Source organism: Bacillus sp. C-3-6 (assembly GCF_054509685.1).
Map to the genome: position 1 here is coordinate 3,273,453 of NZ_CM137247.1, position 11,285 is coordinate 3,284,737.

Annotated in this window: 13 protein-coding genes and 2 pseudogenes; 8 read left to right on the top strand and 7 right to left on the bottom strand. The window is 33.7% G+C overall.

Features of this window, described 5'->3' with window-relative positions:
• Positions 1-158 precede the first annotated feature (158 nt).
• Positions 159-290 (bottom strand): hypothetical protein, encoded by a 132-nt coding sequence (locus ACW0JX_RS16830; protein ID WP_001227549.1) that lies wholly within the window; start codon positions 288-290, stop codon positions 159-161.
• A 91-nt stretch (positions 291-381) separates the two neighbouring features.
• Here ACW0JX_RS16830 and ACW0JX_RS16835 point away from each other — a divergent pair.
• The 5 genes and pseudogenes from ACW0JX_RS16835 to ACW0JX_RS16855 all read left to right on the top strand — a co-directional run bounded on the left by ACW0JX_RS16835 (position 382) and on the right by ACW0JX_RS16855 (position 4,948).
• Positions 382-726 (top strand): annotated as a pseudogene (locus ACW0JX_RS16835) (ArsR/SmtB family transcription factor).
• A gap of 18 nt (positions 727-744) precedes the next feature.
• Positions 745-1,743, top strand: coding sequence for an NADP-dependent oxidoreductase (locus ACW0JX_RS16840; RefSeq protein ID WP_095690423.1), 999 nt, complete (start codon positions 745-747; stop codon positions 1,741-1,743).
• Positions 1,744-1,920: 177 nt separating this feature from the next.
• The gene (locus ACW0JX_RS16845; protein ID WP_095690422.1) at positions 1,921-3,387 is read left to right on the top strand and encodes a protein adenylyltransferase SelO; all 1,467 of its coding nucleotides are present in this window, start codon (positions 1,921-1,923) and stop codon (positions 3,385-3,387) included.
• 257 nt (positions 3,388-3,644) lie between these two features.
• Positions 3,645-4,739 (top strand): response regulator aspartate phosphatase, encoded by a 1,095-nt coding sequence (locus ACW0JX_RS16850; RefSeq protein WP_089171529.1) that lies wholly within the window; start codon positions 3,645-3,647, stop codon positions 4,737-4,739.
• Complete coding sequence (locus tag ACW0JX_RS16855) at positions 4,739-4,948, top strand: hypothetical protein (RefSeq protein WP_000721431.1); 210 nt, start codon at positions 4,739-4,741, stop codon at positions 4,946-4,948. The genes ACW0JX_RS16850 and ACW0JX_RS16855 overlap by 1 nt, the downstream gene beginning before the upstream one ends.
• A gap of 58 nt (positions 4,949-5,006) precedes the next feature.
• Here ACW0JX_RS16855 and ACW0JX_RS16860 read toward each other — a convergent pair whose 3' ends face one another.
• The 6 genes and pseudogenes from ACW0JX_RS16860 to ACW0JX_RS16885 all read right to left on the bottom strand — a co-directional run bounded on the left by ACW0JX_RS16860 (position 5,007) and on the right by ACW0JX_RS16885 (position 8,769).
• Positions 5,007-5,606 carry an FMN-binding negative transcriptional regulator gene (locus tag ACW0JX_RS16860; protein WP_095690421.1) on the bottom strand — a complete coding sequence of 200 codons (600 nt, stop codon included), beginning with the start codon at positions 5,604-5,606 and terminating at the stop codon, positions 5,007-5,009.
• 141 nt (positions 5,607-5,747) lie between these two features.
• A complete protein-coding gene (locus ACW0JX_RS16865; RefSeq protein WP_459244953.1) occupies positions 5,748-6,275 on the bottom strand; it encodes a GrpB family protein in 528 nt (175 codons plus the stop codon).
• Between the two features lie 23 nt (positions 6,276-6,298).
• Positions 6,299-6,646 carry a DUF4260 domain-containing protein gene (locus tag ACW0JX_RS16870; protein ID WP_446025790.1) on the bottom strand — a complete coding sequence of 116 codons (348 nt, stop codon included), beginning with the start codon at positions 6,644-6,646 and terminating at the stop codon, positions 6,299-6,301.
• Positions 6,647-6,658: 12 nt separating this feature from the next.
• Positions 6,659-6,802: pseudogene (locus ACW0JX_RS16875) on the bottom strand (transporter); the annotation flags it as partial.
• A gap of 50 nt (positions 6,803-6,852) precedes the next feature.
• The gene (locus ACW0JX_RS16880; RefSeq protein WP_459244954.1) at positions 6,853-8,244 is read right to left on the bottom strand and encodes an FAD-binding oxidoreductase; all 1,392 of its coding nucleotides are present in this window, start codon (positions 8,242-8,244) and stop codon (positions 6,853-6,855) included.
• A gap of 126 nt (positions 8,245-8,370) precedes the next feature.
• The gene (locus ACW0JX_RS16885; RefSeq protein ID WP_000737891.1) at positions 8,371-8,769 is read right to left on the bottom strand and encodes a DUF2871 family protein; all 399 of its coding nucleotides are present in this window, start codon (positions 8,767-8,769) and stop codon (positions 8,371-8,373) included.
• 255 nt (positions 8,770-9,024) lie between these two features.
• On the opposite strand from ACW0JX_RS16885, the gene ACW0JX_RS16890 reads away from it, so the two are divergent.
• From ACW0JX_RS16890 to pssA, 3 genes are all read left to right on the top strand, one after another.
• Positions 9,025-9,528 (top strand): GNAT family N-acetyltransferase, encoded by a 504-nt coding sequence (locus ACW0JX_RS16890; protein ID WP_098127981.1) that lies wholly within the window; start codon positions 9,025-9,027, stop codon positions 9,526-9,528.
• A 201-nt stretch (positions 9,529-9,729) separates the two neighbouring features.
• Positions 9,730-9,912 (top strand): hypothetical protein, encoded by a 183-nt coding sequence (locus ACW0JX_RS16895; RefSeq protein WP_078186891.1) that lies wholly within the window; start codon positions 9,730-9,732, stop codon positions 9,910-9,912.
• A gap of 876 nt (positions 9,913-10,788) precedes the next feature.
• On the top strand, positions 10,789-11,280 hold the full coding sequence (gene pssA / locus ACW0JX_RS16900; RefSeq protein WP_000483075.1) for a CDP-diacylglycerol--serine O-phosphatidyltransferase: 492 nt from the start codon (positions 10,789-10,791) through the stop codon (positions 11,278-11,280).
• The last annotated feature ends 5 nt before the right edge of the window (positions 11,281-11,285 follow it).

An 11,285-nucleotide genomic window follows, 5' to 3' on the forward strand; every position in this document is an offset into this window, starting at 1 on the left:
CTTTTCATACATCTATAATCCACCTGAATTGTGTCTGTATGAAAGTGTAAAACAAAAGAATGTACTTTACGTTGAACCATGTTCTATCGTAAAAATCAAAAATAATACAAACATTATAAGCGGTCGTAACCTTATGGATTATACAAGGTTACGACCGCTTATTTTATTGTTACATCATTTTTTGTTTTTAAAACTTCATCTATTGTGTTATGTAATCCTTCCAATCCCTTTTCTATCTCCCTATAATTTTCAACAATAAAAAATTCATTCGTCTCGATTTTCTTTCTCAATATTGCACCTCGTACAACAATCATGTAGCATTACCGTATCGAAGTAATGGTTCATCATCTTAAACCTTTCGACTAATTACCTGGAGGCAAAGTGATTGAAATGAATAAACAAGAACAATTAAATATTATAAAAAAAGATTTTATTGATTCTCAAAAAGTATTATTGGCAATTGGTGATGAAACACGTCAAGCTATTTTATTAGTGCTAATGGAAACAGAATGTCAAACAGGATTACGTGTAGGAGAAATTACGAAGCAAACACACCTTTCCCGTCCAGCAGTATCACATCACCTTAAGATTTTACGATAAGCTGGCATTATTTTAATGAGAAAAGAAGGTACAAAGAATTTTTATTATATTAATATACGTACAAAATTAGGTTTATTAAAAAATCTTGTATTAGATATTGAGAAGCTATTGCAAAACTTTTATTAAAACTTGGAGGTATAAGAAATGAAAGCAATGATAATTGATAGATATGGAAAAGTCCCAATGCGTATGGCAGAGGTACCTACTCCTGAAATTAATGAGTATGAAGTGCTCGCAGAAATTCATGCAGCTAGTATTAACCCAATTGATTTTAAAATACGTGATGGAAAAGTTAAAATGTTACTGAAATATGAAATGCCTCTAATCCTTGGGAATGACTTTTCCGGTGTCATCACGAAGGTTGGATCAAAAGTGACTCGTTTTAAAGTCGGTGATGAAATATATGCTCGTCCAAGAAAAAATAAGATTGGTACTTTCGCGGAGTATATAGCCATTCATGAAGATGATATTGCTTTAAAACCAAAAAATCTAAGTTTTGAGGAAGCGGCTTCGATTCCACTTGTTGGCTTAACATCATATCAAGCATTACATGACATCATGCAATTACAAAAAGGACAAAAGATTTTAATTCACGCCGGATCCGGTGGTGTTGGTACTTTCGCTATTCAGCTAGCAAAAATAATGGGTGCCATTGTTACAACGACTGCTAGTGAAGCTGGTGCGAATTTAGTAACGTCTCTTGGCGCAGATGAAATTATTAATTACAAAACAGAGAAATTTGAAGATATACTAAAAAATTATGATGCCGTATTTGATACAATCGGCGGTGCAACACTTGAAAAATCATTCAATATTATAAAAAGGGGAGGAAACATTGTTTCCGTTTCAGGCATGCCGAATGCTCGCTTCGGTAAAGAATTTGGTTCAGGATTCTTTAAAACTCTCTTATTTTCATTAGCCAGCAAAAAACTTACTGCACTTGAAAAAAAGCATAATGCTCAATATTCATTTTTATTTATGAAGCCAAGTGGGGATCAATTACGTACTATTGCAAACTATATTGAAGCTGGTGAAATCAAACCTGTAATCGATCGAGTTTTCCCTTTTGAAGATGCGCAAAAAGCAATGGAATATTCCGAGGCTGGAAGAGCAAAAGGCAAAATAATTGTAAAAATTAAATAATAATAAAACCTCCATTTTAAAAAATGGAGGTTTTAAATTTGCTGTTAAATAGACATAGTGCAATGAAGTCCTTACAATAGATTGCAAGGGGAAATATTATATTATACTTTTAGTTAACTTTACAAAGAATATATACGTACAAATACATAATTTAAAATACAAAAAGGAGGAGATACAATGACTAAAAATAATGAAACAGGTTGGAATTTAGATAATAGTTATACGACTTTACCACAATCATTTTATACAGAAATCCCCCCTACTCCCGTAAGTTCACCGGAGTTAGTTAAACTAAACCATTCATTAGCGATATCTCTTGGCTTAACCCCTGAAGAACTGAAAAAGGAAGCTGAAATTGCCATTTTCGCTGGCAATGGACTTCCAGAAGGAGCTCATCCATTAGCTCAAGCATATGCTGGTCATCAATTCGGACATTTTAATATGTTAGGCGACGGTCGTGCTCTTTTAATTGGCGAACAAATTACTCCTTCAGGTGAGCGTTTCGATATTCAACTGAAAGGTTCTGGCCCTACTCCCTATTCACGCCGAGGAGATGGCCGTGCTGCACTCGGTCCGATGCTACGTGAATATATTATTAGTGAAGCAATGTATGCACTTGATATTCCGACTACTCGCAGTTTAGCAGTTGTTACAACCGGGGAACCAACATATCGTGAAACAAAATTACCTGGAGCAATTTTAACTAGAGTCGCTAGTAGTCATATACGGGTTGGTACATTTCAATATGCTGCAGCTCGTGGTTCAATAGAGGACCTTAAATCGCTAGCTGACTATACGATAAAAAGACATTACCCAGAAAGTGAATCCCATGAAAACCGATATACTGCATTACTACAAGAAGTCATTAAAAAACAAGCAAGTCTTATCGCAAAATGGCAACTTGTTGGATTTATTCACGGCGTAATGAACACTGACAATATAACGATCAGTGGCGAAACAATTGATTACGGTCCTTGTGCATTTATGGACAATTACGACCAAGGAACCGTATTTAGCTCTATTGACACACAAGGCCGTTATGCATATGGAAATCAACCATATATGGCCGCATGGGACCTCGCCCGATTAGCAGAATCTTTAATACCAATTCTGCACGAAGATGAAGAAGAAGCACTAAAAATCGCCCAAGACGAAATCTCGAAATTTAGCGTACAGTATGAAAACCATTGGTTCCTTGGAATGAAAAAGAAATTAGGACTATTTAGCAACGAAGAACAAGATCAATCACTTATTGAGCAACTTTTAAAAATGATGGAGAAATATAAAGCGGATTACACAAATACATTCCGTTCATTAACTCTTGATGCTATCGAAAATACAGCTCTATTTGAAAGTCCTGAATTTAAAGAATGGTACAAACTGTGGCAATCTCGATTAGACAGACAAGAACAATCGAAAGAAAACGCCTACGAGATGATGAAAAATAATAACCCATCAATCATCCCGAGGAACCACCGTGTAGAAGAAGCACTAGAAGCAGCTGTTACAAATGACGACTATAGCGTAATGGAGAAACTTCTTGAAGCTTTATCAAACCCTTATGCGTATTCTACAGATCAAGAAGAATACTGCATTCCACCTGCACCGACGAATCGCCCTTATCGTACTTTTTGTGGGACTTGATTGTTTAATATGTAAAAAGATGCGTTCATATAAATTGTGTGAACGCACCTTTTTTATATCCCCCCCCACTCAACTAAAACTTTAAAATGCACATCCCCCGATGCCATTTCTTTAGTTCAAAACAAATTCCACACTATTCCCATATACTTACTCGGAAGCTTGTTAAACAAATATTGAGAAATATAAAACATCATTTCTAAATATTTTTATTTTTGATACTATATTTTATAAGAATATTCAAAAAGTGAGGGGATTTCATGAACGTTCAACTACAAGGTAATGAACAAATTACAAAATTATTTAATGACTGGTATAGAGCTATGTTACAACATCAAACTACCCATGCAACAAAAATAAAAAAAGATATTGAAAATATCATCTCTAATTCAGAAGAAGATACAAACCTACAATTGTATTATTCACTTTTTAATTTCAGATACAAAATTTTAACAGATGGTTTAAATATTAATAAAGATGATTTTAATAAAATTGATTCTTTCCCACTTCCAGAGAATGGGCTATTTTCTTATTATTATCATTTTTTTAAGGCTATTCACAATACAATTATTGGAAACTACAATACAGCAAAACACCTTTTCGAGAACGCTAAAAAGCTGCTAATACACGTATCTGACGAACTAGAGAATGCTGAATTTAACTACCGCTTAGCTTCCTATTATTATCAAACATATCAACCACTAGTAGCAATCCAATCTGCAAATGAAGCTAAAGCGATTTTTTCAAAACATATAAACTGCGAAATTAATGTTGCTTTGTGTGATAACATCTTTGGTTTATCTTGTATTGATTTAAAACAGTTTGAACAAGCTGAAATTAGACTTGATTCAGCATTAAATATTCTACAGAAGTATTCAGAGGAGACTTTATCATTAAGAGTACGACATAATTTAGCTTGGCTATATGCAAGTCAAAACCTTTCAGAGTTAGCAATGCGTCATATTTCAGAGGTTACAACTAAGCAACCAAATCACTTTAAAGCACTTTTTGTTGAAGCACGTGAATACTACAAGCTTGGAGAATATACCCAGGCTAAAGAACTTATAAAAAAAGGATTAAACATCTCAAATAAACTAGAAAACAAAGAGTTTCAATATCGTTTCATGATTTTAAGAGAACTAAATAATAAAACTTCTATAAATGATTTAGAAATGATAATTTTGGAAGGAATTTCTTACTTTAAAACAGAAAACCTTTGGGAATGTATACAAGAGTACACTGATGTTCTAGCAAATATGTTTTATGAAAAAGAAGACCATATAAAAGCTAGTCAATACTTTTACATGGCCAATCAAGCAAGAAAAAAACATGAAGAAAAGGGAGCTTTGATATAATGAAAAAGATTAAATTGAGCATCATTGGCTTAGCTGTTATTAGCATCACAACTCTTGGATTAAGCTTCACCTCAGAAACACCGAAAACACAGTTAGGATATGTAGCATTAAACATTGGGGACACCCCTGCACCACAAAGACCTGACCTTGTTCAATCCGTTGACGTAAGTAAAGACTACAACTCAACAACAACTGAAAAAGCACTTTAAAAAACGAAAGACCTTCCATTAAGAAGGTCTTTTTAAATACGCTTATTTAGAATAAACTCTATTTTCTCATGAACCCTGCAATCCCTCTACTCCCCTCACTACCAACTTTCTCAAGTTTCTCCACAACTAAATTTCGTCTCTCTACAGAATGATTTTGACTTAACTTCGCTTTTCCTTCTATTTTATTTATCTTTATTTTGAATCCAACTATCCCCTTACTTAATCCTCCCATATAATTCGGATCTACATCATTAAGTGAGTAGGTGCTCTCTGGATCTTCATATTTACTTACTAAATCTTGAAGAGAATCTACTAATTTCTTCTCATCTTCAACAATTTCTAATTCACCATATACATGCACTGCAACGTAATTCCATGTTGGTACTGCATTGTTTGTTTCATACCATGACGGAGAGATGTAACTATGTGGTCCTTGAAATATAGCTAGTACTTGCTGAGTCCCAATATCTTTCCACTGTTCATTCGGCCGTGCGAAGTGACCATGTAAAGTAAGGGTCTCCCTATTTAATAACAACGGCAAGTGCGTTGCATATGGTTCTCCGTTATGTTGAGAAAATAATGTCGCAAAGCTATTTTGTTCCATTATTTCGTACTTCATCTCTTCATCTTGTATTGCGAAATATTTTGGTATGTACATAAGCTCCCTCTTTTCCGCTCTTTTCTATTTTATTTCCTATTATATTTAGTAACCGCATCAATCAACAGGGCCAGTTTGCATTTGTTTTATAATGGCAGCTTTCTATTTCAAAACAATAGGCAGCATGTATTCCATGCTGCTTTAGTTTATTTTTTCTAATATATTTGTAATAAATACGGTCTTACCCTCAATATAACTAGATTGATTTTTCGACTCTCTTGCTAACTCTTCCTTCAAGTTTCCATACTCATTAGCTACTTCAGTATGTTCACGAAGGTAATCTCGAAACACTATATGCCTTCTCAACTCTTCACTATTTTTATCACACACATATAAATGATGTTCCATCCAAACTGTATTTCCCTCGTTCCATGGAACGAACGTATCCTTTCTTCCAAACGCCTCTCTTCCTTTAAAGCTCCATTCTAACTGATGATAGTACCCTATCTTCTCAAGTTTTTTTACTACCTCATGAAAAATTTCGTACTCTTCTATTACAATATCGATATCTAGTATTGGTTTTGATGCAAGCCCTTTAACAGATGTACTCCCAACATGTTCAATAGATACAATGCTGTCTTCCATTACATTGTTAATAAGAGTGTGTATTTTATTAAATTCACTTTCCCATTTGACATTATATTCTTCGATAGCAATTCTCTGCTTCAACGTACCCCTCTTCTCAAAACAAATTATAACCGTTGAATATGAGTATCCTTAAAATCCGTCTCATATTTCAATCCATATCCAAACATTCGATCCATTCCAATGTGTGCTGTCCATATTAAGCCAATCACTATAACGGTATCTATCTTAAAATAGACACCTATTAGAACAATTAATATGGATATAATATATGTGTGACATACGTTATATATTTTCGCACCAACGTGATTATTGATCCCATACGCTAACATGGATAAATCCGGCGCTAAAAGGAATACAAAAAATATAATCCAATTAAACTCATATATTGAATACATATAAATCGTGGCTAAAAATACAACCATTCCTTCAAAATGTACAATACGTTTTTGCATTATTTATCATTCCTATTTTTCTATATTTATTAATACATTTTCATCGCTGAAAGTATTCTTTGCATTTTTTGACCAGATGGTTGCTAATATTAGCCCTGCAATGTTATGCCATACTGCCGCTAATACACTTGGGAGTGCAGCAGCCGGTCCAAAATGCAAAATACTTTCCAGCTATATTACTTATCGCTTCTAGTACTTTCATCCACTCAGCCCCTATCTTTTAATTGAAACACCTTATTCGGATTCAAAATATTTTGCGGATCAAGAGCTTTCTTTATTTTCTCCATTACAAATAATGCCGCCCCATGTTCTTCTTCTTGATACTTTCGTTTTCCGATTCCAACGCCATGTTCTCCTGTACACGTTCCTCCTCGTTTAAGAGCATACAAAACGATACTTTCGTTTATTTCGTCTGCCTTCTTCACTTCCTCTTTATCATTTGCGTCAATCATTAAGAGTACATGGAAATTCCCATCCCCAACATGACCGAGAATACCACCAATAAGGCCTACTTTATCTAATACCTCTTTCGCATGTTGAATTGCGCCAGCTAATTCCGAAATTGGCACACATACGTCTGTACTCATTAGCTTTTTACCAGGATAACTATGCACGTAAGAGTACGCTAAGTTATGTCTTGCATCCCACAGTTTATTTCTCGCTGCTGTTTCCGTCTCAAATGCAATTTCTATACATTTATGATCAAGAACGATTTCTTTCGTAAATTCAATATCTTGCTTTAACCCTGCTTCATTGCCGTGAAACTCTAAAAACAGTGTCGGTTCTTCTCTGTAACTTGTTTCATTGTAATGATTTACTTGTTTCATAGATAATTCATCAACGAGTTCAATTCTCGCGATTGGAATACCTGCTTGTAATATGTTAATTACAGCTTCTACTGCATCATTTATAGTTGGAAACGATGCCCTCGCAGCCATAACATGTTCTGGTATACCGTATACTTTTAAAGTTAACTCCGTGAAACATCCAAGTGTTCCTTCTGAGCCTACGAAAATACCATTTAAATGATAACCTGATGATGACTTCGCCGCTAAATTCCCGGTATGTATTACTCCTCCATCAGCAAGAACGACTTTTAAATCTCGAACTTGATCACGCATTACCCCATACTTTACCGCTGTCGTTCCGCTCGCATTTGTAGCAGCCATTCCTCCTAACGTTGCATCAGCTCCTGGGTCTACACTAAAAAATAATCCATACTTTTTCAATTCTTTATTAAGCTGAGAGCGCGTCACCCCTGGCTGTACTCTCACAAGAAAATCCTTTTCTCTTATTTCAAGTATTTTATTCATAAGAGAAAAGTCCATTGTAATTCCTTTTTCGTAAGGAATTACATGTCCCTCTAAACTGGACCCTACTCCAAATGGAACGACAGCTGTCCCATGCTGACTCGCTATTTTCATTATCGCGCTAACTTCTTCGGTCGTTTTTGGAAAAACAACTACATCAGGTAAACTACTAACATGGTAAGATTCATCTTTACTATGTAACTCTCTTACTGTCATATTTATTACTACTCGATCTTCAGGAAGTATGCCTTTTAATTCATTTACTACATGTTCAATTGTTATTTCCATAATCAACTCTCCTTTTTAAGTTTAAAATTAGTATACCATTTTTATACAAAATAATTAGAAAAATAAGATTATTTAGCGTGAACATAGAAAAAAGAACCTGCAGCACACGCTACAAGTTCTTTTTCACTACATTTTAAACGATTTCTTTATTAACAACATAAACCAAATTAAAGTAACTGCCATCAACGAATGAGAAAACCCTACAATATAAGTTAACCCTTTAAAGTCAGCTCCATTTAACTGAAGAAGCCCTCTCGCTGCTAGCGAACCTAACATTAATGTTAATGCAATGTTATGTAAAACAAACCACTTATTAAACCCTTTCACTTCATGAAACGCGAATACTTTTGCTAATCCTAAAGCAATTAAAAAGAAGAAAAAGCCAAGTACAAGTGTATGTGTATGCAAAAGATTTAACAAAGTAGATCCTAAAATCCCTTTATACTTACCATACTCCCTAGCGAAAATCCCTGATAATAAACCGATAATCAAATACGTAAACGATGCATTATATAATTTCTTCATTATGTACCTCCTTGAGTAGAATGTGTAGTGTGTCATATTTAGTAATAATGATAGTTATATAGTAAAAACTCCTAGTCACCTAGGAGTCATTGTATAAGCATCTCACTCTTTACAATCAATCTTAATTATAAAATATCTCTCTATACAAAACAAACGAACTTTATGTGAACAAACAAAGCCCCACTAAAATATGTTGCACTTTTGTTTTACACAATCCATACTAATTGTTATAACTTTTTAAAGGTGGTGTAATCATTGATAGTTCTTGAAACCGAACGTCTTAACCTTCGTTGGCTTGATATAAAAGACGCTCCTTTTATTCTTGAGTTAGTAAACGATTCTGCATGGATTCAGTTTATCGGTGACAAAGGAGTTAGAAACTTAGAAGATGCAAAAAATTATATTGTAAACGGTCCCATCGATATGTATAACAAACTCGGATTTGGCCTTTACTTAGTAGAATGCAAAGAAGATCTCACTCCACTTGGTATGTGTGGCCTTATTAAAAGAGATTCATTAGAAGACGTTGATATCGGATTTGCCTTTTTAGAAACATTCCGTTCAAAAGGATATGGCTACGAGTCAGCTTCTGCGATAATCGAATACGGTGTACAAAAGCTCGGCATGAAACGAATTGTAGCAATTACTTCTATAGATAACATCGCCTCAGGAAAGCTTTTAGAAAAAGTAGGATTACGATTTGAGAAAATCATTTCAGATTCAGGAGAAGATTTAAAATTATTTGGGTATAACGCATAGTAAAGAAGGTCGCCTTGAATGGCGACCTTCTTTACTACTTTACTGATCTCGTAATAATACTTTTAGTTACATTATAGTTTTGCAGTAATTCTTGTGATTACCACTATTCCTTTCATATCACATTTTTGGAAATTTACAGAAATAAAACTTTCACTTCTAAAGAAAATATATTAATATATTAAATAAAGGAAGTGAAAATAAATGGAACAACCGCTATTTTTATTAGTTCTTCAATTCATTGCATTTATATTAATTATTTGTATCGTATATGGAATCTTGTACAATACCGTATTGAAATTAAATATGCCTAAATGGACTGCACATATAGTAGCTACGGTATTTTCACTTGGTATCGCCTATCAAGCTTTTATAAATTTCATTTGAATAACCTTTGTAGCAATTACTTCTATTGTTGATGCAGTAAAGCTTTTAGAAAAGCAGAATTGCAATTTAAGAGGATTATTTCAAAATCAGGAAACGTAGCCATTTTTTATAAAGTCTGTCCTGCGCAAAATAGTAAAGAAGTTAGTTTCGCTGAAAATGTGTTTGCATAACAAGAAATGAATTTAATTGATCCTGCAAAAATTTTATTTTAATTCTAGTTCTATTGTTTGAAATCGTTCTAGGGTACCATTTGTGTGGACTTTAAAATTTTTCATTTGCGCACCAAAATGTTGCGTTAAGTAAAATGTATCACCAGTTATTAAATTTCCAATCTTCCAATGAGGTTGATATGTACTTTCCATGGAACTTTCTAAATTCCTATCCATTACTAAATTGATATATAATGATGATAAACTATTCAACATTTTCGTTAAAGATAGTCTCTAACTACCTAATGAACTCAAGTAAACGCATCTTCAGTCATTTTAAGAGATACAAAAGGCACCCTTTCGGGTGCTTTTTGTATAAAAACCCCATTTTATATTCGATACCAACCACGAAACTTTTTAGAATAATAGTATCATTATGTCTCCTTTTTAGAGATTATTTTTAATTACCTTGAATTTTTTGCACCAGAACCGGAAAATCCCTGACTACTCGAAATATCAACTATCAGGTGCTAATATTCAATAACGCGTACCGAAAATGATTAAACATTATTATAAATCAGCGTAACGTTTAGGAAGTCGATTTTTCTCTTATCGAAATTTAATTAGCTTATAGTAATACAATAGTCATATATTTTTAAGAATAACGGAAGAATATATAGAAATCGCTACAGAAATGTGAAGTTTAATTAATTTAGGAGGAACAAACTTGTTTAATCAGCTTGTAAAAATTATACCGAATTTATTTACGATTGGAAATTTATTGTGCGGTGTTTTCTCAATTACCTTGAATATGAGTGAATATTTAGGAACAGCCTCCATTCTCATTTTCTTTTCAGCTGTTTTAGATTTTCTTGATGGAAGAATTGCGAGAAAATTAAAAGTGAACAGTGAGTTTGGCGTAGAATTGGATTCCTTAGCTGATATTGTTAGTTTCGGCGTCGCTCCTGCGCTTTTATTTCATACGATAGCAACACCTTCTATTTTAACTTCTTTGGCATTTATCCTATTCCCAACAATGGGTGCTTTAAGATTAGCTAAATTTAGTATTAAACCAACTATTGGATATTTTAAGGGATTACCTATTCCAGCTGCAGGATTATCATTGGCTGGTATGGCATTGTTTTCATATAGTAATGCATGGATTACTTTAATCCTCGCCCTCTTAATGGTAAGTCCCATTAGGTTTAAAAAATTTTAATTAAG

Bases quoted from the DNA above. Each gene is read 5' to 3' on its own strand.
- ACW0JX_RS16840 (WP_095690423.1), top strand. From the start codon at position 745: ATGAAAGCAATGATAATTGATAGATATGGAAAAGTCCCAATGCGTATG.
- ACW0JX_RS16845 (WP_095690422.1), top strand. From the start codon at position 1,921: ATGACTAAAAATAATGAAACAGGTTGGAATTTAGATAATAGTTATACG.
- ACW0JX_RS16850 (WP_089171529.1), top strand. From the start codon at position 3,645: ATGAACGTTCAACTACAAGGTAATGAACAAATTACAAAATTATTTAAT.
- ACW0JX_RS16855 (WP_000721431.1), top strand. From the start codon at position 4,739: ATGAAAAAGATTAAATTGAGCATCATTGGCTTAGCTGTTATTAGCATC.
- ACW0JX_RS16860 (WP_095690421.1), bottom strand. From the start codon at position 5,606: ATGTACATACCAAAATATTTCGCAATACAAGATGAAGAGATGAAGTAC.
- ACW0JX_RS16870 (WP_446025790.1), bottom strand. From the start codon at position 6,646: ATGCAAAAACGTATTGTACATTTTGAAGGAATGGTTGTATTTTTAGCC.
- ACW0JX_RS16880 (WP_459244954.1), bottom strand. From the start codon at position 8,244: ATGGAAATAACAATTGAACATGTAGTAAATGAATTAAAAGGCATACTT.
- ACW0JX_RS16885 (WP_000737891.1), bottom strand. From the start codon at position 8,769: ATGAAGAAATTATATAATGCATCGTTTACGTATTTGATTATCGGTTTA.
- ACW0JX_RS16895 (WP_078186891.1), top strand. From the start codon at position 9,730: ATGGAACAACCGCTATTTTTATTAGTTCTTCAATTCATTGCATTTATA.